The organism is Enterobacter cloacae complex sp. IR5422 (assembly GCF_049238165.1).
GTDB classification, from domain to species: Bacteria; Pseudomonadota; Gammaproteobacteria; order Enterobacterales; family Enterobacteriaceae; genus Enterobacter; species Enterobacter roggenkampii.
On the sequence record NZ_JBMKHT010000006.1, the window covers coordinates 69,392 to 92,974 of the forward strand.

Annotated in this window: 15 protein-coding genes; 3 read left to right on the forward strand and 12 right to left on the reverse strand. The window is 57.9% G+C overall.

Going from position 1 to position 23,583, the window contains the following annotated elements:
- Nucleotides 1–47: 47 nt before the first annotated feature.
- Together malQ and malP are read right to left on the reverse strand one after the other, a co-directional pair.
- A complete protein-coding gene (malQ, locus tag ACOTXT_RS04875) occupies nucleotides 48–2,126 on the reverse strand; it encodes a 4-alpha-glucanotransferase (RefSeq protein ID WP_055322005.1) in 2,079 nt (692 codons plus the stop codon).
- A 9-nt stretch (nucleotides 2,127–2,135) separates the two neighbouring features.
- Nucleotides 2,136–4,529 carry a maltodextrin phosphorylase gene (malP, locus tag ACOTXT_RS04880; protein ID WP_045353292.1) on the reverse strand — a complete coding sequence of 798 codons (2,394 nt, stop codon included), beginning with the start codon at nucleotides 4,527–4,529 and terminating at the stop codon, nucleotides 2,136–2,138.
- 588 nt (nucleotides 4,530–5,117) lie between these two features.
- Between malP and malT the strand changes: the two genes are divergently transcribed.
- Entirely contained in the window at nucleotides 5,118–7,823 is a 2,706-nt protein-coding gene (gene malT / locus ACOTXT_RS04885) for an HTH-type transcriptional regulator MalT (protein WP_333163906.1), read from the forward strand.
- A gap of 85 nt (nucleotides 7,824–7,908) precedes the next feature.
- Here malT and ACOTXT_RS04890 read toward each other — a convergent pair whose 3' ends face one another.
- From ACOTXT_RS04890 to glpE, 3 genes are read right to left on the reverse strand one after another with little or no spacing between them, the layout of a single operon-like run.
- Nucleotides 7,909–8,667: a DeoR/GlpR family transcriptional regulator gene (locus ACOTXT_RS04890; RefSeq protein WP_008503060.1), complete on the reverse strand. Its 759-nt coding sequence runs from the start codon at nucleotides 8,665–8,667 to the stop codon at nucleotides 7,909–7,911.
- 16 nt (nucleotides 8,668–8,683) lie between these two features.
- Nucleotides 8,684–9,514: a rhomboid family intramembrane serine protease GlpG gene (gene glpG, locus ACOTXT_RS04895; RefSeq protein WP_421625287.1), complete on the reverse strand. Its 831-nt coding sequence runs from the start codon at nucleotides 9,512–9,514 to the stop codon at nucleotides 8,684–8,686.
- A 47-nt stretch (nucleotides 9,515–9,561) separates the two neighbouring features.
- The gene (gene glpE / locus ACOTXT_RS04900) at nucleotides 9,562–9,894 is read right to left on the reverse strand and encodes a thiosulfate sulfurtransferase GlpE (RefSeq protein WP_008503062.1); all 333 of its coding nucleotides are present in this window, start codon (nucleotides 9,892–9,894) and stop codon (nucleotides 9,562–9,564) included.
- Between the two features lie 188 nt (nucleotides 9,895–10,082).
- On the opposite strand from glpE, the gene glpD reads away from it, so the two are divergent.
- Nucleotides 10,083–11,591, forward strand: a complete 1,509-nt coding sequence (gene glpD / locus ACOTXT_RS04905) for a glycerol-3-phosphate dehydrogenase (RefSeq protein WP_021242183.1) — start codon at nucleotides 10,083–10,085, stop codon at nucleotides 11,589–11,591.
- 88 nt (nucleotides 11,592–11,679) lie between these two features.
- Here glpD and glgP read toward each other — a convergent pair whose 3' ends face one another.
- From glgP to asd, 6 genes are all read right to left on the reverse strand, one after another.
- Nucleotides 11,680–14,127, reverse strand: a complete 2,448-nt coding sequence (gene glgP / locus ACOTXT_RS04910; RefSeq protein ID WP_025910282.1) for a glycogen phosphorylase — start codon at nucleotides 14,125–14,127, stop codon at nucleotides 11,680–11,682.
- Nucleotides 14,128–14,145: 18 nt separating this feature from the next.
- Nucleotides 14,146–15,579 carry a glycogen synthase GlgA gene (gene glgA / locus ACOTXT_RS04915; RefSeq protein WP_421625289.1) on the reverse strand — a complete coding sequence of 478 codons (1,434 nt, stop codon included), beginning with the start codon at nucleotides 15,577–15,579 and terminating at the stop codon, nucleotides 14,146–14,148.
- Nucleotides 15,579–16,874 (reverse strand): glucose-1-phosphate adenylyltransferase, encoded by a 1,296-nt coding sequence (gene glgC, locus ACOTXT_RS04920; RefSeq protein ID WP_008503066.1) that lies wholly within the window; start codon nucleotides 16,872–16,874, stop codon nucleotides 15,579–15,581. Before glgC ends, glgA begins: the two co-directional genes overlap by 1 nt.
- Nucleotides 16,875–16,891: 17 nt before the next feature.
- Complete coding sequence (gene glgX / locus ACOTXT_RS04925) at nucleotides 16,892–18,865, reverse strand: glycogen debranching protein GlgX (RefSeq protein WP_039024281.1); 1,974 nt, start codon at nucleotides 18,863–18,865, stop codon at nucleotides 16,892–16,894.
- On the reverse strand, nucleotides 18,862–21,048 hold the full coding sequence (glgB, locus tag ACOTXT_RS04930) for a 1,4-alpha-glucan branching enzyme (RefSeq protein WP_021242180.1): 2,187 nt from the start codon (nucleotides 21,046–21,048) through the stop codon (nucleotides 18,862–18,864). Before glgB ends, glgX begins: the two co-directional genes overlap by 4 nt.
- A gap of 248 nt (nucleotides 21,049–21,296) precedes the next feature.
- Nucleotides 21,297–22,400, reverse strand: a complete 1,104-nt coding sequence (gene asd / locus ACOTXT_RS04935; RefSeq protein WP_021242179.1) for an aspartate-semialdehyde dehydrogenase — start codon at nucleotides 22,398–22,400, stop codon at nucleotides 21,297–21,299.
- Between the two features lie 177 nt (nucleotides 22,401–22,577).
- Between asd and yhgN the strand changes: the two genes are divergently transcribed.
- Nucleotides 22,578–23,171, forward strand: a complete 594-nt coding sequence (yhgN, locus tag ACOTXT_RS04940; protein ID WP_003861574.1) for an NAAT family transporter YhgN — start codon at nucleotides 22,578–22,580, stop codon at nucleotides 23,169–23,171.
- Nucleotides 23,172–23,360: 189 nt separating this feature from the next.
- Here the strand turns inward: yhgN and ACOTXT_RS04945 are convergent, their stop codons facing one another.
- Nucleotides 23,361–23,549: a hypothetical protein gene (locus tag ACOTXT_RS04945; RefSeq protein WP_224162587.1), complete on the reverse strand. Its 189-nt coding sequence runs from the start codon at nucleotides 23,547–23,549 to the stop codon at nucleotides 23,361–23,363.
- Nucleotides 23,550–23,583: the final 34 nt, after the last annotated feature.

A 23,583-nucleotide genomic window follows, 5' to 3' on the forward strand; every position in this document is an offset into this window, starting at 1 on the left:
ATGAGCACCACCTGATAATAAAAAACCCGCCACTGGCGGGTTTTTTATTACTTCTTACCAGCAGCTTTTCGCCGCTTATCCAAATCCTTAATCAGCCTGTTCACCCCATCATCGGCAAACATCGCCTCAAGCGTGGTGGACAGCTTGCGACGCCAGTTCTTGTACTGATAGCTGGTACCCGGAATGTTCACCGGCTCCGCCATATCAATCCAGTCTTCCGGCTGCAGGCCCAGCAGCGCGCTGTTGCTGTCGGCAATATAGCGTTGCAAACCGCGGTTGAGTGTCGCAGTCATCGCCATCAGCGACGCTTTATGCCCGGCGCGCTTCGGCAGACAGCCATGCTTATGCAGCGCATCCAGCAGCCCCTGTTTGGAGAGCTCGCGATCCTGATAAAGACCGCGTAACACCTCTTCGTCAGGATACAGGCCCAGCGTTTTGCCAAGGGTCAGATCGCCGCTTTCCCAATAGCCACGAAGCGTAGGAAGGTCATGCGTCGTCGCGACTGCCATTGACTGTTCAGGGTACGCTTGCGGCGCGCGGAAGGTTTTCTCATGGTCGTTTTCAAAATAGAGCACTTTATAGGAGTAGACGCCGCTGTCGCGGAGCTTGCTGACAATCTCCACCGGCACGGTACCGAGATCTTCACCGATCACCATGCACTGGTGACGCTTGCTTTCCAGGGCCAGGATCGACAGCAGATCGTCAACCGGATACTGCACGTATGCCCCGTGATCCGCCGTTTCACCGTACGGGATCCACCACAGGCGCAGCACGGACATCACGTGGTCAATACGCAGCGCCCCGCAGTTCTGCATGTTGGCGCGCAGCAGGTCGATAAACGGCTCGTAGGCGCGCGCCGCCATCACGTGCGGATCCATCGGCGGCAAGCCCCAGTTCTGGCCGAGCGGGCCAAGGATATCCGGCGGCGCGCCGACGGAGGCCTTCAGGCAGTAGAGTTCACGGTCGCACCAGGTTTCCGCGCCGCCCTCTGCCACACCGACGGCCAGATCGCGGTACAGGCCAATCGGCATTTTATAGCCCTGGCTCACCTGCCAGCAGGCGGCAAACTGGCTGTACGCCAGCCACTGCAGCCACAGGTAGAAGTCCACTTCATCAGCATATTTTTTACAGAACGCTTTCACTTCCGGCGTGTCGACGGATTGATACGCTTCAGGCCAGACCGGCCAGCCCCAGCGCATTTCGTCCTCTTTTACCTGATATGCGTGCAGCGCATCGAACGCCGCCTGCCAGTACAGGCTCTCGCCCTCCTGCGCCACAAACTGGCGGAACGCAGCCATCTGCTCGTCATCGCGCTGCGAAAAGCCTTTCCACGCCAGACGCAGCGCGGCCATTTTCAGCGCCGTGACGGTGGAGTAATCCACCCAGTCGGCTTCGCGCGCCTGCTTCAGCGCCTGCTGCGTGGTACTGAGTTTCCACCAGGCCTGCGCCTCTTTGCTGTTTTTGAAGTCATCTAAGGCGTTAACGTCGATATAAATCACGTTCAGCCAGCGACGGGAGGACGGGCTGTACGGGCTGGCGCTCTCCGGGTTGGCCGGATAGAGGGCGTGGATCGGGTTGAGGCCGATAAACGCGCCGCCGCGCTCGCCCACGGATGCCAGCATGTTCTTCAGATCGCCAAAATCACCGATCCCCCAGTTGCTGTCGGAGCGCAGCGTATAGAGCTGCACGCAGGCGCCCCACAGCTTTTTCCCTTCGAGCAGCGCCTGCGGCTCGTAGCAGCGTTTTGGCGCGACGATCACCCGGCAGTGGAAACGCCGATCGTCCTGGGTGAGCGTCAGGGTGTGGTAGCCCTCCGGCAGCTTCGCCGGAAGGTTAAGGGTTTTGCCGCCGGTGGCGTGGCCTTTGTGCTGATGCCCCTCTTCGGTCGTGAGCAGCCAGCTAAACTCGCCGCGCCCTTCCACCGCGAGCGGCATCTTTTTACCTGCGGTGAATACCTTCACGTTCGGCACCGGCGCAACCGACGCTTTCGCGTCGGTTTTGTGCATGGCATCCAGCAAACGTCTTTTGGTGTCGGCGCCAATAGACTGTGGTTTGCCGTGAGCATTAATGTAACTGAGGCTAATTCCCGCCGCCTGCGCGGCACTGTCCAGACGTTTACTCTCCATCGCGCTTCCTTAGCGTTTTGCCTGCCAGATACGGGCCTGATAATCACGGATTGAGCGGTCAGAGCTGAACATGCCGCAGCGCGCGGTGTTCAGAATGCACGCCCGGGTCCACGCTTCCTGGTCGCGATACAGCACGTCGACCTGTTTTTGCGCTTCAACGTAGGCCGTGAAGTCCGCCATCACCAGATACGGGTCACCGCCGTGTTTGTCCATGCTGTGCAGCATCTGGTCAAACGCGTGCTTGTCGCCGTCGCTGTATTTGCCGCTCTCCAGCTCCTTCAGCACCGCGTCCAGCACTTTGTCTTTCTTACGCCATTTCACCGGGTCGTAGCCTTTGGCCTTGATGGCTTTCACCTCTTCCACGGTGTGGCCGAAGATAAAGATATTCTCTTCGCCCACCTTCTCGGCGATTTCGACGTTCGCCCCGTCCAGCGTGCCGACGGTCAGCGCGCCGTTCAGCGCCAGCTTCATGTTGCCGGTACCGGAGGCTTCTTTTCCTGCGGTTGAGATCTGCTCGGAGATATCCGCCGCCGGGATCAGCATTTCAGCCGCCGAGACGCAGTAATCCGGCAGGAACACCACCTTCAGCTTGTCGCCCACGTTCGGATCGCTGTTGATCGCCTCCGCCACTTTATTGATGGCGAGGATAATGTTTTTCGCCAGGTAGTAGCCCGGCGCCGCCTTCGCGCCGAACAGGAACACGCGCGGCACGCGGTCAGCCTGCGGGTTCTCGCGGATCTCTTTGTACAGCGCCAGAATGTGCAGCAGGTTCAGGTGCTGACGTTTGTACTCGTGCAGGCGTTTGATCTGGATATCGAAAATCGCATTCGGGTTGATCTCAATCCCGGTGCGCGCTTTCACGAACGCCGCCAGGCGAACTTTGTTCTCCAGCTTGATCGCGCGGTACTGTTCGCGGAATTTCGCGTCGTCAGCGTATTTTTCCAGGTTGATGAGCTGGTCCAGATCGTTCGCCCACTCTTTCTTCAGGGTCTTGTCCAGCAGGCCAGCCAGCAGCGGGTTGCACTGCTTGATCCAGCGACGCGGCGTAATGCCGTTGGTCACGTTGTGGAATTTGGTCGGCCACAGCTGGTGGTATTCCGGGAACAGATCTTTGACCACCAGATCCGAGTGCAGCGCCGCCACGCCGTTCACCGCAAAGCCGCTTACTACGCACATGTTCGCCATGCGTACCTGCTTATCGTGAACCACCGCCAGCTTCGCCCAGACCGCTTTGTTGCCCGGCCAGGTTTTATCCACCAGGGTTTTAAACTGGTCGTTAATCTTGTTGATGATCTGCATGTGGCGCGGCAGCAGCGCTTTCACCAGCTTCTCATCCCAGCACTCAAGCGCTTCTGGCATCAGGGTGTGGTTGGTGTAGGCAAAGGTACGGCTGGTGATGGCCCAGGCGTCGTCCCAGCTCAGCTGATGCTCGTCAATCAGCACGCGCAGCAGTTCCGGGATGGCAATGGTCGGGTGCGTGTCGTTGAGCTGAATCACTTCGAAGTCCGGCAGCTGCGCCAGCTTGCGGCCCGCCAGGTGATGGCGACGCAGAATGTCCGCCACGGAGCAGGCGCACTGGAAGTACTGCTGCATCAGGCGCAGCTTTTTACCGGCCAGGTGGTTGTCGTTCGGGTAGAGAACTTTGGTCAGCTTCTCGGCGTCGATGCCCTGCTGCTCGGCACGCAGGAAATCGCCGTCGTTAAATTTGGTCAGGTTAAACGGATGGGCGTGCTTCGCCTGCCACAGACGCAGCGGCTGCGCCACGCCGTTACGGTAGCCAAGCACCGGCAGATCCCAGGCTTCGCCGGTAATGGTGAACGCAGGTTCCCAGAGGCCTTGCTTCGTCACTTTCCCGCCAATGCCAACCTGCACGTCCAGCTGCGCGTTATGACGGAACCACGGGTAGGTATTGCGATGCCAGTCGTCCGGCGCTTCCATTTGATGGCCGTCAGCGAAGGACTGACGGAACAGGCCGTACTGGTAGTTCAGACCGTAACCAATCGCCGACTGGCCGACGGTCGCCATGGAATCCAGGAAACAGGCCGCCAGACGCCCCAGGCCACCGTTGCCCAGCGCCGGGTCAATCTCTTCTTCCAGCAGATCGGTCAGGTTAATGTCGTGTTCTTTAAGAACGTCACCAACCTCCTGATACCAGCCGAGGTTCAACAGGTTGTTGCCCGTCAGACGGCCAATCAGGAACTCCATTGAAATGTAGTTTACATGGCGCTGCCCGTTTGCCGGTTTTGCCAGAGGTTGAGCATCCAGCTGCTCTGCGAGCGCACCGCTCACTGCCTGCCACCACTGGTGAGGCGTCATCTCGTTAGCAGCATGAAGGCCAAAACGCTGCCACTGACGCGTCAGGGCAGCCTGGAATTGAGCTTTGTTGAAGGTAGGCTGTGACATAGGGGATCGGCATCCTTTAGAAAGAAAACACAAGTTGGCGCTAGTGTGCCTGGCTCATTTCACCTCTTCCTCCTCCCGTAGGGGATTAGACAGGGAGGAGTAGCGGGGATGAGCAGAAAAGTGTGATCAAGGCCACTCTCAGAGCATAGTTCGAGTGTGCCCGGAAGATAAAAAAGTAACCGAGGAGAATGTCAAAGAAATGAAATGCAGTTTCGGATGAAATTAAACCCTGCCGAAATAATTACTTACCTGGAATAATATTTTTGCAACAGGATGTCATGACGATGAAAGGTATTATTCTCGCTGAACTTTACCCACACTTTATTAAATTTGACGTCACTATCCCTTCCTGAAACCAGTTTCAGCGCAGCCGCAGCACAACCATACAAGCCAGCAATGACGCGGCATTAAAGCCCTTTCCAGAAAGTTCCATCATCTGCCTGAATGTTTTGTGACAGAGTGCAAATTCAGAGCCACCAAATCCAGACATAACTTGCAATAGTTCTCTTTCTGACCGACCTTATATCGTATTAATTACGAAGCGCAAAAAAAATAAAATCTCTCGTTCCCCACAGTGAAGTGAAACCTATGTTGATTCCGTCTAAATTAAGTCGCCCGGTTCGTCTTGACCATACAGTGGTCCGCGAGCGTCTGTTGGCTAAACTTTCCGGCGCGCATAATTTCCGACTGGCGCTGGTTACGAGCCCTGCAGGTTATGGAAAAACAACGCTCATCTCGCAATGGGCCGCAGGTAAGAGCGATCTTGGCTGGTACTCCCTTGATGAGGGCGATAACCAGCAAGAACGTTTTGCCAGCTATCTGATTGCCGCCATACAGCAAGCCACCCATGGACACTGCGTCGCCAGTGAGGTGATGGTGCAAAAGCGCCAGTACGCCAGCCTGTCCTCCCTTTTCTCTCAGCTGTTTATCGAACTGGCTGAATGGCATCGCCCGCTTTACGTGGTGATTGATGATTACCATCTCATCACTAACCCGGTGATTCATGAATCGATGCGTTTCTTCCTGCGCCATCAGCCGGAAAACCTGACGTTAGTGGTGCTGTCACGCAACCTGCCGCAGTTGGGTATTGCCAACCTGCGCGTGCGCGATCAGCTTCTGGAAGTGGGTAGCCAACAGCTTGCTTTTACCCACCAGGAAGCGAAACAGTTCTTCGACTGCCGCCTGAACTCACCGATTGAGGCCGCCGAAAGCAGCCGTCTGTGTGATGACGTCGCAGGCTGGGCAACGGCGCTGCAGCTGATTGCCCTCTCTGCCCGGCAAAACAACAGCCCGGCGCATCAGTCAGCGCGCCGCCTGGCCGGCATCAACGCCAGCCACCTCTCTGATTATCTGGTGGATGAGGTGCTGGACAGCGTCGATCCCTCGACGCGTAATTTCCTGCTGAAAAGCTCGCTGCTGCGCTCCATGAACGATGCGCTGATCGTGCGGGTGACGGGCTGTGAAAACGGTCAGCTTCAGCTCGAAGAGATTGAACGTCAGGGCCTTTTCCTGACGCGCATGGACGATCCCAGCGAGTGGTTTAGCTATCATCCGCTGTTTGGCAGCTTCCTGCGCCAGCGCTGTCAGTGGGAGCTGGCGGTTGAACTGCCGGAGATCCACCGTGCCGCTGCCGAAAGCTGGATGGCACAGGGCTTCCCGAGCGAGGCCATCCACCACGCGCTCGCCGCCGGTGACGCCAGCATGCTGCGCGATATCCTCCTCAATCACGCGTGGGGCCTGTTTAACCACAGCGAGCTGACCCTGCTGGAAGAGTCCCTGAAAGCCCTGCCGTGGGAAAGCCTGCTGGAGAATCCGCGTCTGGTGCTGCTGCAGGCCTGGCTGATGCAGAGCCAGCATCGCTACAGCGAAGTGAACACCCTGCTGGCGCGCGCCGAGCAGGAGATGGAAAGCGAGATGGATACCACCCTGCACGGCGAGTTCAACGCGCTGCGCGCTCAGGTGGCCATTAACGATGGCGACCCGGACGAAGCGGAACGGCTGGCGATGGTCGCGCTGGATGAACTGCCGCTGGCCAACTTCTACAGCCGCATCGTTGCGACCTCCGTACACGGCGAAGTACTGCACTGCAAGGGCGACCTCACGCGCTCGCTTTCACTGATGCAGCAAACCGAACAGATGGCGCGTCGTCATGATGTCTGGCACTACGCGCTGTGGAGCCTGATCCAGCAGAGCGAGATTTTATTCGCGCAGGGGTTCCTGCAGGCCGCCTGGGAAAATCAGGAAAAAGCGTTCCAGCTGATTCGCGAGCAGCATCTGGAACAGCTGCCGATGCACGAGTTCCTGCTGCGTATTCGCGCTCAATTACTGTGGGCATGGTCGCGTCTGGATGAAGCAGAAAGCTGCGCCCGCCAGGGTGTGGATGTTCTTTCCAGTTTCCAGCCTCAGCAGCAGCTGCAGTGCCTGGCGCTGCTGGTGCAGTGCTCGCTGGCGCGCGGCGATCTCGATAACGCCCGCAACCATCTTAACCGCCTGGAAAACCTGCTCGGCAACGGCCAGTATCATAGCGACTGGGTGTCAAACGCCGACAAGGTCCGGGTGATTTACTGGCAGATGACCGGCGATAAAAAATCCGCCGCCAACTGGCTGCGTCAGACGCCAAAACCGGAATTTGCCAACAACCACTTCCTGCAGAGCCAGTGGCGCAACATTGCCCGCGCGCAGATCCTGCTCGGTGAATTAGAGCCCGCAGAGATTGTGCTGGAAGAGCTGAACGAAAACGCGCGCAGCCTGCGCCTGATGAGCGACCTGAACCGCAACCTGCTGCTGCAAAACCAGCTCTACTGGCAGGCGGGCCGTAAAAACGATGCCCAGCGCGTGCTGCTGGAGGCGCTACAGCTGGCAAACCGCACCGGGTTTATCAGCCACTTTGTAATTGAAGGGGAAGTGATGGCCCAGCAGCTGCGTCAGCTCATTCAGCTCAACACGCTGCCGGAGCTGGATCAGCATCGCGCCCAGCGCATTCTGCGCGAGATTAACCAGCATCATCGCCACAAGTTTGCGCATTTCGATGAGAACTTCGTTGAACGTCTGCTAAACCACCCGGAAGTGCCGGAGCTTATCCGCACCAGTCCGCTTACCCAGCGCGAATGGCAGGTTCTGGGGCTGATCTATTCAGGCTACAGCAACGAGCAGATTGCCGGCGAGCTGGCGGTGGCGGCGACCACCATCAAAACGCATATCCGCAACCTGTACCAGAAGCTGGGCGTGGCGCATCGACAGGATGCGGTGCAGCATGCGCAGCAGCTGTTGAAGATGATGGGGTACGGCGTTTAGTTTTGTGCGGTCTGATGCCCTCTCCCACAGGGAGAGGGAAAACAATTTGTAGGTCGGGTAAGCGCAGCGCCACCCGACACAACCGTTAGCACAGTTCCAGCTGCAAATTATTATCTTTAATTACCTGCATCACGCCCGCTGGCGGCATCACGTCGGTATAGACCGCATCCACCATGCTGATGCTGCCCATGTTCACCATCGCGTTACGGCCAAACTTCGAGTGATCCACCACCAGCATCACGTGGCGTGAGTTTTCAATGATCGCGCGCTTGGTGCGTACCTCGTGGTAATCAAACTCCAGCAGCGAACCGTCGCTGTCGATGCCGCTGATGCCCAGAATGCCGAAGTCGAGGCGGAACTGAGAGATAAAGTCGAGGGTCGCTTCACCGATAATCCCGCCGTCGCGGCTGCGCAGCTCGCCGCCCGCGAGGATGATGCGGAAATCGTCTTTCTGCATCAGGGTGTTGGCCACGTTCAGGTTGTTGGTGACCACGCGCAGGTTCTCGTGATCCAGCAGCGCATGGGCGACCGCCTCCGGCGTGGTGCCGATATCAATAAACAGCGTCGCCCCGTTCGGGATCTGGCTGGCGACCTTGCGGGCAATGCGCTCTTTCTCCGCCGTCTGCGTGGCTTTACGGTCGTGCCAGGAGGTGTTAACCGAGCTGGACGGCAGCGCCGCGCCACCGTGGTGGCGAAGAATACGGTTCTGATCGGCCAGGTCGTTCAGGTCACGACGGATGGTTTGTGGGCTGACGGCAAACTGCTCCACCAGCTCTTCGGTGCTGACGTATCCCTGTTTTTTTACCAGTTCGATAATGGCGTCATGACGTTGTGTTTGTTTCATCAATTATCCCTGAGAATTATGTTCGTTTTCGCGCATGGAGCGTGTCGGCAAAGGCCATCGCCAGCCCCACGGCCAGCCCGGCGACGTGCGCACCGTTGGCGATAGACATACCAAACAGATCAAACCATCCGGCAATTAGCCATATTAACGCAAAGGTTATCAATCCGCGTTGCAGATAGATGCCGCTTTGCGGATCGCGCTCCCCGCGAAGCCAGACGTAGCCCATCAGGGCATAGACGACACCCGACAGCCCGCCAAACCACGGGCCGCTGAACTTGTGCTGTACGTAGCCGCTCAACAGGGCGCTGATGATGGTGATAACGATCAGCTTGCCGCTGCCCAGACGCTTTTCAACGGCACCGCCGAGATACCACCACCAGAGCAGGTTGAAGAGGATATGCATCACCGAGAAGTGCATCAGCGCGTGGCTAGAGTAGCGCCATACGTCAAACTCAAGCGACGGATCATAGGGCCACGCCAGGGCAATCATCACGCTCTGGTCGCCGACCACGTTCATGATAATAAAGACGATGATGCAGGCCGCCATCAGCAGCAGCGTAAACGGGCCCGCGCGCTCGCGAAGGGTGGCAAGGAAGGGAAAGCGGCTGTAGTGCAATCCGCTGCCGGTCTGGCCGGATTGCCAGCTGGCCGCGAGATAGCGCGGGTCGCCAGGGTTCTCAAGAAAACGCGCCAGCTCCTCGTTTACCCGCCCGGCCTGGCTCTCATCGGCCAGCCAGACGTCGGTTTGCGTATGTTGCTGAATAGTAAGAATAACGCCCTGCGTCGCCATATAGTCGACAAACGCCTGGGCGACGCGCGGGTTGGTAAAAGAGGTGATCATCAACATGGGCAGCGGTCGCTTATTTCCACACAAAAGGGGACAGTATAGCGGGATCAGCGCTCAAACGCGTATTCCACTTCCGCCGGGAAATGACGATGCCAGGCATCGAAACCGCCGTCGACGCTGTAAACCGCGTCGTAACCCTGCTGAAGCAGATACTGCGCCGCGCCTTTGCTGCTGTTGCCGTGATAGCACATGACCATCACCGGCGTGTCGAAGTCGTTATCGCGCATAAACGCGCCCAGCGTGTCGTTGGTGAGATGAAACGCGCCCGGCGTATGGCCCATCGCAAAACTCTGCGGATCGCGGATGTCCACCAGCACCGCTTTTCCCTGGTGCATCTTCTGGTGGGCTTCTTCTACGTTAATACATTCAAACTGATCCATGGTGTTCTCTTAACAGTGGTCAACGACAAGATTTTACCCCGTAGTGTACGTCCTGGCGGCGGGTAAACGCCATTATGTTATCCATATCACTCTAAATTGTTTTTTTGATGTTACCAAAAGCGCGTTCCTTTGCTATTATGAGCGATATCGAACATTTCTGAGCTTTAACGAAAGTGCATGAGGGTGTTATGGAAACCAAAGATCTGATTGTGATAGGCGGTGGCATCAACGGTGCCGGTATTGCGGTCGATGCCGCAGGACGCGGTTTATCCGTACTGATGCTGGAAGCTAACGATCTCGCCTGCGCGACGTCGTCCGCCAGCTCCAAACTGATTCACGGTGGCCTGCGCTACCTGGAACACTACGAATTCCGCCTGGTCAGCGAAGCGCTGGCCGAACGTGAAGTGCTGCTGAAAATGGCCCCGCATCTGGCGATTCCGATGCGCTTCCGCCTGCCCCATCGCCCGCATCTGCGTCCGGCGTGGATGATCCGCATTGGTCTGTTTATGTACGATCATCTGGGTAAACGCACCAGCCTCCCGGGTTCAAAAGGGTTGCGTTTTGGCTCAGAATCGGTCCTTAAGCCTGAAATCGTGCGCGGATTCGAATATTCCGACTGTTGGGTGGACGATGCCCGCCTGGTGCTGGCGAACGCGCAGATGGTTGAGAAGAAAGGCGGCGAGGTGAAAACCCGCACCCGCGCGACCGCTGCCCGTCGTGAAAACGGCCTGTGGATTGTCGAAGCGGAAGATATCGATACCGGCGAGAAATTCAGCTGGAAAGCGCGCGGCCTGGTGAACGCCACCGGCCCGTGGGTGAAGCAGTTCTTTGATGACGGCATGCATCTGCCATCCCCGTACGGCATCCGCCTGATAAAGGGCAGCCACATTGTGGTGCCGCGCGTGCATACCCAGAAGCAGGCTTACATCCTGCAGAACGAAGACAAGCGCATCGTGTTCGTCATCCCGTGGATGGACGAATTCTCGATCATCGGTACCACCGACGTGGAGTACAAAGGCGATCCGAAGAACGTTGAGATCGACGAGAGCGAAGTCAACTACCTGCTCAAAGTGTATAACGCGCACTTTAAGAAACAGCTGTCGCGCGACGACGTGGTCTGGACCTACTCTGGCGTGCGTCCGCTGTGCGATGACGAGTCTGACTCACCGCAGGCCATCACCCGCGACTATACGCTCGATATTCACGACGTAGACGGCCAGGCGCCGCTGCTGTCCGTGTTTGGCGGCAAGCTCACCACCTACCGCAAGCTGGCCGAGCACGCGCTGGAAAAACTGGCGCCGTACTATAAAGGCATTGGCCCGGCATGGACCAAAGGCGCGGTACTGCCCGGCGGTGATATCGGCGATAACCGCGATGATTACGCCGCGAAGCTGCGCCGTCGCTTCCCGTTCATCACTGAAGGGATGGCGCGCCACTATGCCCGCACCTACGGCAGCAATACCGAGCTGATCCTGGGTGATGCAAAAGAGATTGCCGATCTGGGCGAGCATTTCGGTCACGAGCTGTACGAAGCCGAGCTGCGTTATCTGGTTGAGCACGAGTGGGTGCGTCGTCTGGATGATGCTATCTGGCGCCGTACCAAAGAAGGGATGTGGCTCAACGCCGAACAGCAGTCTCGCGTGGCGCAGTGGTTGCTGCAACATGCGGCGAAACGTGAGCTGTCGCTGGCGTCTTGATGCAAAAAAACGCCCGGTGGCGCTACGCTTACCGGGCCTACGTGATCAAGTAGGCCGGGTAAGGCGAAGCCGCCACCCGGCTTTGTTTTTACAACCTCACCGGATCAATATGCCAGATCGTCTCGGCATACTCCTTGATGGTCCTGTCTGACGAGAAATAGCCCATATTGGCGATGTTGTACATCGCGGCGCTGGTCCACTTCTCAGGCTGGCGATACAGTTCGTCCACCTTATCCTGACAGTCGACGTAGCTGCGGTAATCCGCCAGCACCTGGTAGTGATCGCCAAAGTTAATCAGCGAATCCACCAGATCGCGGTAGCGGCTCGGTTCATCAGGGCTAAACACGCCGGTTGCAATCTGCGTCAGTACCTGACGCAACTCTTCATCCTCTTCGTAATATTGACGCGGCGAGTAGCCTTTCCTGCGCAGCGCCTCCACCTCTTCCGTCGTATTACCGAAGATAAAGATATTGTCTTCACCCACGTGCTCCAGCATCTCGACGTTCGCCCCGTCCAGCGTGCCGATGGTCAGCGCGCCGTTGAGGGCAAACTTCATGTTACTGGTGCCGGATGCCTCCGTCCCCGCCGTGGAAATCTGCTCAGAGAGATCCGCCGCCGGGATGATCAGCTGCGCCAGGCTGACGCTGTAGTTCGGAATGAACACCACCTTCAGCTTGTCGCCAATGTCCGGATCCTGGTTAACCACCTTCGCCACGTCGTTGATGAGATGAATAATATGCTTCGCCATGTAGTAGGCCGACGCCGCCTTACCGGCGAAGATCTTCACGCGCGGCACCCATTCGGCCGTCGGGTCGGCCTTGATGCGGTTGTAATGGGTGATCACGTGCAGCACGTTCATCAGCTGACGCTTGTATTCGTGGATGCGTTTGATCTGAACGTCGAACAGCGCTTTCGGGTTTGCCACCACGTTCAGGTGCATCGCCAGCCAGACCGCCAGACGCTTTTTGTTCAGCAGCTTGGCTTCGCGCACGGCTTTGTTCACCGTCGGGAAATCAATATGCTGTTCCAGCTCGCTCAGCTGGCTCAAATCGGTACGCCAGGTGCGGCCGATATTCTCGTCCAGCACCTCCGAGAGCGGCTGGTTGGCCAGCGCCAGCCAGCGGCGCGGGGTGACGCCGTTGGTCACGTTGCAGAACCGCGTCGGGAAGATCTTCGCGAAGTCCGCAAACAGCGACTGCACCATCAGGTTCGAGTGGAGCTCGGACACGCCGTTGACCTTGTGGCTGATGACAACCGCCAGCCAGGCCATGCGCACGCGGCGGCCGTTCGACTCATCAATGATGGACGCGCGGCTCAGCAGGCCGGTATCGTTTGGATACTGCTCCTGCAGCGTCTTGAGGAAGTAGTCGTTAATCTCAAAGATAATCTGCAGATGGCGCGGCAGGATTTTGCCAAGCATGTCCACCGGCCACGTCTCCAGCGCTTCGCTCATCAGCGTGTGGTTGGTGTACGAGAACACCTGGCAGGTCACCTCAAAGGCGTCGTCCCAGCTGAACTTATGCTCGTCGATCAGCAGGCGCATCAGCTCCGGAATAGAGAGCACCGGGTGGGTGTCATTAAGGTGGATCGCGGTTTTCTCCGCCAGGTTGGCGTAGGTTTTGTGCAGCTGATGGTGGCGGCTGAGGATGTCCTGAATGGTCGCCGAAACGAGGAAATACTCCTGACGCAGGCGCAGCTCGCGGCCTGAGTAGGTCGAGTCATCCGGGTACAGCACGCGGGATACGTTCTCGGAGTGGTTTTTATCCTCCACCGCCGCGAAGTAATCACCCTGGTTAAATTTACCGAGGTTAATTTCGCTACTGGCCTGAGCGCTCCACAGGCGCAGCGTGTTGGTGGCATCGGTGTCGTAGCCGGGGATGATCTGGTCGTAGGCCACGGCCAGGATCTCTTCCGTTTCCACCCAGCGGGATTTTTTTCCTTCCTGCTGAATACGCCCGCCAAAGCGCACCTTATAGCGCGTGTTGTGGCGCTTGAACTCCCACGGGTTGCCGTACTCCAGCCAGTAGTCCGGGGACTCTTTCTGACGCCCGTCGACGATGTTCTGTTTGAACATGCCGTAATCGTAGCGAATACCGTAGCCGCGGCCCGGCAGCGCCAGCGTCGCCAGCGAGTCGAGGAAGCAGGCGGCAAGACGTCCCAGACCGCCGTTACCGAGGCCCGGGTCGTTCTCTTCGTCGATCAGTTCTTCTAAATCTAACCCCATCTCTTCCAGTGCGGTTTTGACGTCGTCATAAATACCGAGCGACAACAGCGCATTGGACAGCGTGCGGCCAATCAAAAATTCCATCGACAGATAGTAAACCTGACGCGTCTCCTGCGAGAGCTGGGCGCGGTTTGAGCGCAGCCAGCGTTCAACTAAGCGGTCGCGCACCGCAAACAGGGTGGCGTTCAGCCACTCGTGCTTGTTGGCAATAACCGGATCTTTCCCGATGGTGAACATCAGCTTGTAGGCGATGGAGTGCTTTAACGCCTCAACGCTGAGCGTGGGTGAAGAGTAGCTAAATGGAGCGTTCATATCAGTAACTTCGCCTCGTTACATCAAGCGTTGATAGAGATCGCGGTATGACTGCGCCGCAACGTGCCAGCTAAAGTCCATGGACATCGCCTGGCGTTGGACGTAGCGCCACAGCGATGGACGGGACCACAAGACGAAAGCACGCCGAATCGCCCGAAGCAGCGACCAGGCATTACTGTCCTCAAAGACAAACCCGCTGGCGATACCGTCCACCAGGTTTTCCAGCGAGCTATCCGATACCGTATCCGCCAGCCCGCCCGTGCGGCGCACCAGCGGCAGGGTGCCGTATTTCAGGCCGTAAAGCTGCGTCAGGCCGCAGGGTTCGAAACGGCTCGGCACCAGGATGACGTCCGCGCCGCCCATAATGCGGTGCGAAAACGCCTCGTGGTAGCCAATCTGTACGCCCACCTGCCCCGGATGTTCCGCGGCGGCGGCAAGGAAACCTTCCTGCAATACCGGGTCGCCCGCGCCGAGCAGCGCCAGCTGCCCGCCCTGCTCTAGTAAACCGGGCAGCGCCTCCAGCACCAGATCCAGCCCTTTCTGGCTGGTCAGGCGGCTTACGACGGCGAACAGCGGCACTTTATCGTTAACCTTCAGGCCCATCGCAATCTGCAGCTGGCGTTTGTTTTCCGCTTTGTCTTCCACGGAGTCACGACCGTAGCGCGCCGCCAGCAGGAGATCGGTTTCCGGGCTCCAGATCTGTTCATCCACGCCGTTCAGAATGCCCGACAGGCGGCCTTCGCGGTGGCGCTGCTGCAGCAACCCTTCCATGCCGTAGCCAAACGCCGGCTGGGTGATCTCACGCGCGTAGGTTGGGCTCACCGCCGTGATGTGATCGGCGTAGTACAGTCCCGCCTTCAGGAACGAGATCTGCCCGTTAAACTCCAGACCGTGCATGTTAAAGAACGACCATGGCAGATCGATGTCATTCATGTGATGGGCGTAGTACATCCCCTGATAGGCCAGGTTATGCACGGTAAAGACCGATTTCGCCGGGTGGCCGCGCGCGGCGAGATACGCCGGAGCAAGCCCGGCGTGCCAGTCGTGCGCATGCACCACATCCGGACGCCAGAACGGATCCAGCCCCGTCGCCATTTCTGCTCCAACCCAGCCGAGGAGCGCAAAGCGCAGCACGTTGTCGGTATAGGCGAACAGGTTCGTATCGTGATACGGGCTACCCGGGCGATCGTATAAATGCGGCGCGTCGATCAGGTAAATCCCTACGCCATTGTAATGTCCAAACAGCAGGGTAATGCGTCCGGCAAACGTTTCACGGCGGGTCACCACTTTTGCATCAGGTATACCGCGCCGGATATCCGGAAAGGCGGGCAGCAGGACTCGGGTATCCACGCCTCCGGCGATTTGCGCCGCCGGTAATGCGCCAAGCACATCTGCCAGACCGCCCGTTTTTAATAACGGGAACATCTCAGAACATACGTGTAAAACCTGCATCATCGCTCCTGTTTGATTTGCAGCTTCCGCAACATTTCCCGTGTGACTAACACGATCCCCTCTTCCGAACGGTAGAAACGACGCGCGTCTTCTTCCGCATTCTCCCCAATGACCATCCCTTCAGGGATGACGCAGGCACGGTCGATCACGCAACGACGCAGACGACACGAGCGCCCTACCCAGACATCCGGCAATAAGACTGCCGAATCGATATTACAGAATGAATTTATCCGCACGCGCGGGAACAGCACCGACTGCACCACGACCGAACCGGAGATGATGCACCCGCCGGACACCAGCGAGTTCAGCGTCATGCCGTGGCTGCCGGAGCGGTCCTGCACGAATTTGGCTGGCGGCAGCGACTCCATATGGGTACGAATCGGCCAGTTCTGGTCGTACATATCCAGTTCAGGCGTGACCGATGCCAGATCGAGGTTCGCTTTCCAGTACGCTTCCAGCGTGCCCACATCGCGCCAGTACGGTTCCGCATTCGGGTCGGACTGCACGCAGGACAGCGGGAAAGGATGTGCATACGCCATGCCAGCTTTGGTGATTTTCGGAATGATGTCTTTACCGAAGTCGTGGCTTGAGTTTTCGTCTTTGTCGTCTTCTTCCAGCAGCTCATAAAGATAATCTGCGTCAAAGACATAGATCCCCATGCTGGCGAGCGATTTGGTGTCATCGCCCGGCATGGTTGGCGGGTTCGCCGGTTTTTCAACGAAGTCGATAATTTTGTCGTCGGCATCCACGTGCATGACGCCAAACGCCGTCGCTTCAGCAACGGGCACGGGCAGACACGCCACGGTGCAGCGCGCCCCTTTTTCGACGTGGTCGATAAGCATGTGGGAGTAATCTTGCTTGTAAATGTGGTCCCCGGCGAGGATCACAATGTATTCCGCGTTATAGCGACGAATGATGTCGAGGTTCTGGGTGACCGCATCCGCCGTTCCGCGATACCAGTTCTCGCCGTGAACGCGCTGCTGCGCAGGAAGGAGATCGACAAATTCGTTCATCTCTTCGCTGAAGAATGACCAGCCGCGCTGAATATGCTGCACCAGGGTGTGCGACTGATACTGCGTGATGACGCCAATGCGGCGAATGCCCGAGTTCAGGCAGTTGGAGAGCGCAAAGTCGATAATACGGAACTTACCACCAAAGTGAACGGCCGGCTTGGCGCGCTTGATGGTCAAATCTTTCAGACGGGTACCACGCCCGCCCGCAAGTATCAGGGCAACCGTTTTTAATGGTAGCTGGCGTGCCAACATTAAGGGATCGTTCTTCTCTAATCTAACCATGACTAACTCCTTTTTTATCATCTTTGGAATACGCACACTCCGTGCGCAGGCCCGTGCCAGACAGCCATTACTACCGGATTATCCGCTCCGGCAAAGGGGGGAACGGCTCGCCACTCCCCGTCAGGTAAAACAATCTCTGCGACGTCATCCGTCGCGTTCAGCGTGACCAGCCATTTATCCGACAGCAGGATTTGCAGGCGTGGTACGCCGTGTTGCCACTCTTGCGCGCTTAACGGTTGCGCGTCTTTATTCAGCCAGCGAACGTTGCCGTCACCCTCTTCCCACCAGCTGTTGGCGGTCAGCGCGGGGATCTGCTGGCGAAGATGGATCAGCGCAGCGGTAAAATGAATCAGCCCGCTGTTGGCTTCACCCCAGTCGAGCCAGGTTAAGGTGTTGTCCTGGCAATAGGCGTTGTTGTTACCGTGCTGGCTGTGACCATGCTCGTCGCCTGCCAGCAGCATCGGCGTGCCCTGCGACAGTAAAAGCGTTGTCAGCAGCGCATGAACGCTGGCGCGTCGCCGCTCTATCACATCCAGACTTCCGCCTAACCCTTCTATACCATGATTAAAGCTATGGTTATTGTTAGTGCCATCGCGATTCTCTTCGCCGTTCGCCTCATTGTGTTTCTGATTGAAACAAACGCAGTCCCTGAGCGTAAAACCGTCGTGCGCCGTCAACAGATTAACGGTGGCCGACGGGCGTTTGCCGTCGCGCTTAAAGAGATCGCTCGACGCGGCAAAGCGCCCGGCAAATTCCCCCAGCGACAGGTTCCGCTCCAGCCAGAAGCGGCGTACGGCGTCGCGGTAGTGGTCGTTCCACTCGGCAAACAGCGGCGGGAAATTCCCGACCTGATAACCGCCTTCACCGATGTCCCACGGCTCGGCAATCAGCTTCACCTGCGAGAGCACCGGACAGTTTTTTATCGCCTCAAACAATGGCGCCTGCTGGCTGAACGCCGGCGTGCGTCCCATCACCGGCGCCAGGTCGAAACGAAAACCGTCGACGTGGAACGTCTGCACCCAGTATTTCAGGCATTCATACGCAAAGTGCGTGACCGCCGGATGGCTGAGATTGAGCGTGTTACCGCAGCCGGTCCAGTTCTCATAATCGCCATCGTGCCTGATCCAATAATAGCTACGGTTATCAATTCCGCGCATGGAGAGCGTCGGGCCGTCGAGATCGCTTTCTGCGCTGTGGTTCAGCACCACGTCCAGAATGACCTCAATGCCCGCCGCGTGGAGCGCCTTCACCGCATCGCGGAACTCGTCCCGCGCCTTTTCCGGATGGACGGCATAGCGCGGCTCGAGCGCGAACATCGCCAGCGGGTTATAGCCCCAGTAGTTGCTCAGCCCCAGCCGCTGCAGACGCGGCTCGCTGGCAAAATGGGCGACGGGGAGCAGTTCCAGGGCGGTGATGCCGAGGTGTTTCAGGTAGGCGATCATGGTGGGATGCCCGAGCGCCTTGTAGGTGCCGCGCATCTCTTTGGGGATCGACGGATGCAGGTACGTCAGCCCTTTGACGTGGGCTTCATAAATGACGGTCTTGCCCCACGGCGTCTGCGGCGGGGCATCGTCTTCCCAGTCATAAAGATCGTTCACCACCACGCTTTTTGGCGCGACGGGCGCGCTGTCGCGGTGGTCGGGCTCGCCGTAGCCCACGTGGAAGAGCGGGTCATCTTTAAATTCGCCGTCCACGCGGTGCGCGCACGGATCAATCAGCAGCTTCGCCGGGTTAAACCAGTGCCCCTGCGCGGGATCCCACGGACCGTGAACGCGAAAGCCGTAGTGCATGCCGGGCCGCCCTCCGGCCAGGTAGCCGTGCCAGGTATCCCCCGTGCGCGCGGGTAAATCGTAACGGTGCTCGTTACCTTCCCCGTCAAACACGCACAGTTCAACCCGCTCGGCGTGAGCGGAAAAGAGGGTGAAGTTCACCCCTTTTCCGTCAAAATGCGCCCCGAGCGGTTCGGGTTTACCTGCCGTAAGCTGCGTCATTCGCCCTCCCGCATTAGCCAGATGGTGCCAAGCGGCGGCAGCGTCAGGCTCAGGGAGTTGGGTCGCCCGTGGCTTTCAATGGCGTCGCTCTGTACCAGCCCACCGTTACCGGCGTTGCTGCCGTGGTAGTGCATCGAGTCGGTATTCAGAATTTCGCGCCATTTGCCCGGCTGGTTAATGCCGAAGCGGTAATGTTCGCGCGGCACCGGCGTAAAGTTGCTGGCGACGATGATCTCGTTACCCGCTTTGTCACGACGCACAAAGACAAACACCGAGCGCTCGTGGTCGTCCACCACCAGCCATTCAAAGCCGTACGGATCGAAGTCGAGCTCGTGCAGCGCTTTGTGGTGGCGATAGGTCAGGTTCAGATCGCGCACCAGACGCTGCACGCCGTGGTGCCAGTTGTCGCCGCCTTCCAGCAGATGCCAGTCGAGGCTGGCGTCGTGGTTCCACTCGCGACCCTGGGCGAACTCATTGCCCATGAACAGCAGTTTCTTGCCCGGGAAGGCAAACATCCAGCCGTAATAGGCGCGCAGGTTGGCAAACTTCTGCCACGCGTCGCCCGGCATGCGGTCGAGAATCGATTTTTTACCGTGTACCACTTCATCGTGCGACAGCGGCAACATGAAGTTTTCGGTGTAGTTGTAGAGCATACCGAACGTCAGCTTATCGTGATGATACTTACGGTGAACCGGATCCAGCTTCATGTAGTCGAGCGTGTCGTGCATCCAGCCCAGGTTCCACTTATACCAGAACCCCAGGCCGCCTGATGACGGCGGACGGGAGACGCCCGCAAAGTCGGTGGACTCTTCCGCCATGGTCACGGCACCGTCCACCTGCTCGCCGATAATGCGGTTGGTATTACGCAGGAATTCAATGGCTTCCAGGTTTTCGCGGCCGCCAAACTCGTTCGGGATCCACTCCCCCTCTTTGCGGCTGTAGTCGCGGTAGATCATTGACGCCACCGCATCCACGCGCAGGGCGTCAATGCCAAACCGCTCGATCCAGTACAGGGCATTCCCGACCAGGTAGTTCGACACTTCACGGCGACCGTAGTTGTAGATCAGCGTGTTCCAGTCCTGGTGATAGCCCTCGCGCGGATCGCTATGCTCGTACAGCTTCGTGCCGTCAAACTCTGCCAGCGCAAAATCATCCGCCGGGAAATGGCCCGGCACCCAGTCGAGGATCACGTTCAGCCCGGCGGCGTGCGCGGCATCAATGAAATAGCGGAAGTCGTCGCGGGTGCCGAAGCGGCGGGTCGGCGCATACAGCCCGGTGGGCTGATAGCCCCAGCTGCCGTCGAACGGATGCTCGTTGACCGGCAGCAGCTCAAGGTGGGTAAAGCCCATCCATTTGGCGTATGGCACCAGCTGGTCGGCAAGCTCCCGGTAACTCAGCCAGAAGTTGTTATCGGTATGGCGGCGCCAGGAGCCGAGATGGACTTCATAGACGGATATTGGCGCATCAAAACGGTTGGCCTGTTTACGCTCCTCCGTCTGGACGACCTTCTCCGGCAGGCCGCAGATCAGCGACGCGGTATCCGGGCGCATCTGCGCTTCGAAGGCATACGGGTCGGCTTTAATGCGCAGCTTGCCGTGGGCGTCGATCATCTCGAATTTATAAAGCTGCCCGTGGTGCGCCCCGGGGATAAACAACTCCCAGATGCCTGTTTCCCGACGCAGGCGCATCGGGTGACGGCGGCCGTCCCAGTAGTTGAACTGGCCGACAACGGAGACGCGCTGGGCATTGGGCGCCCACACGGAGAACCGCGTGCCGGTGATGCCGTCCATGGTATCGGCATGGGCACCCAGCGTTTCATAAGGACGCAGATGCGTCCCCTCGGAGAGCAGCCAGGCATCCATCTCTTTAAGCAGAGGGCCGAAGCTGTAGGGATCGTCAATCAGGTTCTGCTGGCCGTGCCAGAGAACGGCGAGCTGATAGCGAAAAGGGTTTTTACGACGGGGCATCACGCCCGAGAAGAAGCCACGGGAATCGAGGCATTCAAGGTTACCGACTTTGCGGCCGGTTTTGGGTTCAATCACCCAGACTTCTGTGGCATCCGGCAACAGGGCACGAACTTCCAGACCGGCCTCAGTACGGTGCATCCCAAGCACAGAAAAGGGGTCAGCGAAATGACCCGCAATAAGCGCATTAATCACGTCTCTATCCACACGATCGGACATGGTATTCATCCTGTTTTTATGTCGTCCTTTTTAAGCGCTCCGGGACGACTTTTAATGTGACCTGAACGGGACAGCACAAAAATGTGCATCCATTCTGCTCCGTTCGAACCTCAGGTAAGAAATGACTCTTCCTTAAAGCATAGCCAACGCTCTAAATGACTCCTGATAAAAAATAAGACATACGCGTGTTACTCCATGTAGTACGCAAAAAAAAGGGGTGAAAATCACCCCCGGTATTTAACAAATTATTACGCCAGCTGGCGCAGCATGCGGCGCAGCGGCTCAGCGGCGCCCCACAGGAGCTGGTCACCAACGGTGAACGCGGAGAGATACTCCGGCCCCATGTTCAGCTTACGCAGACGGCCAACCGGCGTGGTCAGCGTGCCGGTCACCGCTGCCGGGGTCAGCTCGCGCATGGTGATATCGCGATCGTTTGGCACCACTTTCGCCCACGGGTTGTGCGCGGCCAGCAGCTCTTCCACGGTCGGAATAGACACATCTTTTTTCAGTTTAATAGTGAAAGCCTGGCTGTGGCAGCGCAGCGCGCCGATACGCACGCACAGACCGTCAACCGGAATGGTGTTCGCGGTATTGAGGATTTTGTTGGTCTCGGCCTGGCCTTTCCACTCTTCGCGGGTCTGGCCGTTATCCAGCTGCTTGTCGATCCACGGGATCAGGCCGCCGGCCAGCGGTACGCCAAAGTTATCCACCGGCAGCTCGCCGCTGCGGGTCAGCTCGGTCACTTTACGCTCGATATCGAGAATAGCCGACGCCGGGTTTGCCAGCTCGGTCGCGACGCTCTGGTGCAGCTGGCCCATCTGGGTCAGCAGTTCGCGCATATGACGCGCGCCGCCGCCGGACGCCGCCTGGTAGGTCGCCACGGAGACCCACTCCACCAGATCCTGCGCGAACAGGCCGCCGAGGGACATCAGCATCAGGCTGACGGTGCAGTTACCGCCAACAAAGGTTTTTACGCCGTTGTTCAGGCCATCGGCGATCACGCCCTGGTTAACCGGGTCGAGAATGATGATGGCATCGTCTTTCATGCGCAGCGACGAGGCCGCGTCAATCCAGTAGCCCTGCCAGCCGCTTTCACGCAGCTTTGGATAGATTTCGTTGGTATAATCGCCGCCCTGGCAGGTCACAATAATGTCGAGTGCCTTCAGCGCTTCCAGATCGTAAGCATCCTGCAACGTGCCTGTGGTACCACCAAAGGACGGAGCAGCCTGGCCGAGCTGGGAAGTGGAGAAGAAGACCGGGCGGATAGCGTCGAAATCGCGCTCTTCAACCATGCGTTGCATGAGTACAGAGCCGACCATACCGCGCCAGCCGATAAAACCAACGTTTTTCATAGCATTTTTTTCCTGCTGAGGGTGTGTGCTGATTGTGCAAGCCAGTATTGAACTGGGATATGCTTCACATTACAAAATGCTGCCAAAGTCGCAAGCGAAATTAATCGATGATTGCCCGGCAATCAGAAATACAGCTAATCATCATAATAACCATAGAGAGTTTCAGGGATAATTTACATGAGTGAAATCATTTCCGCCGCGGTTTTATTGATCCTGATAATGGATCCCCTGGGTAACCTGCCGATCTTCATGTCGGTGTTGAAGCACACCGAGCCGAAGCGCCGCCGGGCGATCATGATCCGCGAGCTGCTCATCGCCCTGCTGGTGATGTTTATCTTCCTGTTTGCGGGTGAAAAAATTCTCGCCTTCCTGAACCTGCGCGCTGAAACCGTGTCGATTTCCGGTGGGATTATTCTGTTCCTGATTGCGATTAAGATGATTTTCCCGAGCGCGGAAGGCAGCAGCAGCGGCCTGCCTGCGGGTGAAGAGCCGTTTATTGTGCCGCTGGCGATCCCGCTCGTCGCGGGGCCAACCATTCTGGCGACGCTGATGCTGCTGTCGCACCAGTATCCGAACCAGATGAGCCATCTGGTCATTGCCCTGCTGATTGCCTGGGGCGGGACGTTTATCATCCTGCTGCAGTCGTCCCTGTTCCTGCGCCTGCTGGGCGAAAAAGGGGTAAACGCGCTGGAGCGCCTGATGGGGCTCATTCTGGTCATGATGGCAACGCAGATGTTCCTGGATGGGATCCGGGCGTGGATGAAGGGATGACGTTCTCCCTCTCCCTGTGGGGAGGCCGTATTCTTGCCGGGTGGCGGCTTCGCCTTACCCGGCCTACAACGGCTCTAGTCCCGTAGGTCGGGTAAGCGTTAGCGCCACCCGACTTTTTTCACAGTGGCAAGATGCCTTCATTTGTACGCAACCAGCGCGGTGCTTTCAACATACCGCTATACAGCCCAACTAAGCCTTGCAAAAATCTCCAGCCACTCTTTCATCACTCTCTGAAAGTGAACGAGCCAACAGCAACTGTGTTAATAGCGGGCAATAGCATCCCAACTGATCAACTTCCGGTTCGAAGGCAGGGACGTCCAGAGGCAGGTCATCTACCGTTAAACTCGCTTTTAAATATTCAGGAACAGGTTCAAGCATGGGTGCGGCCTGATACCCTCAACCTCCCCCCAAA

Coding starts and splice junctions, on each gene's coding strand:
- malQ (WP_055322005.1), bottom strand. CDS start 2,126: ATGGAGAGTAAACGTCTGGACAGTGCCGCGCAGGCGGCGGGAATTAGC.
- malP (WP_045353292.1), bottom strand. CDS start 4,529: ATGTCACAGCCTACCTTCAACAAAGCTCAATTCCAGGCTGCCCTGACG.
- malT (WP_333163906.1), top strand. CDS start 5,118: ATGTTGATTCCGTCTAAATTAAGTCGCCCGGTTCGTCTTGACCATACA.
- ACOTXT_RS04890 (WP_008503060.1), bottom strand. CDS start 8,667: ATGAAACAAACACAACGTCATGACGCCATTATCGAACTGGTAAAAAAA.
- glpG (WP_421625287.1), bottom strand. CDS start 9,514: ATGTTGATGATCACCTCTTTTACCAACCCGCGCGTCGCCCAGGCGTTT.
- glpE (WP_008503062.1), bottom strand. CDS start 9,894: ATGGATCAGTTTGAATGTATTAACGTAGAAGAAGCCCACCAGAAGATG.
- glpD (WP_021242183.1), top strand. CDS start 10,083: ATGGAAACCAAAGATCTGATTGTGATAGGCGGTGGCATCAACGGTGCC.
- glgP (WP_025910282.1), bottom strand. CDS start 14,127: ATGAACGCTCCATTTAGCTACTCTTCACCCACGCTCAGCGTTGAGGCG.
- glgA (WP_421625289.1), bottom strand. CDS start 15,579: ATGCAGGTTTTACACGTATGTTCTGAGATGTTCCCGTTATTAAAAACG.
- glgC (WP_008503066.1), bottom strand. CDS start 16,874: ATGGTTAGATTAGAGAAGAACGATCCCTTAATGTTGGCACGCCAGCTA.
- glgX (WP_039024281.1), bottom strand. CDS start 18,865: ATGACGCAGCTTACGGCAGGTAAACCCGAACCGCTCGGGGCGCATTTT.
- glgB (WP_021242180.1), bottom strand. CDS start 21,048: ATGTCCGATCGTGTGGATAGAGACGTGATTAATGCGCTTATTGCGGGT.
- asd (WP_021242179.1), bottom strand. CDS start 22,400: ATGAAAAACGTTGGTTTTATCGGCTGGCGCGGTATGGTCGGCTCTGTA.
- yhgN (WP_003861574.1), top strand. CDS start 22,578: ATGAGTGAAATCATTTCCGCCGCGGTTTTATTGATCCTGATAATGGAT.
- ACOTXT_RS04945 (WP_224162587.1), bottom strand. CDS start 23,549: ATGCTTGAACCTGTTCCTGAATATTTAAAAGCGAGTTTAACGGTAGAT.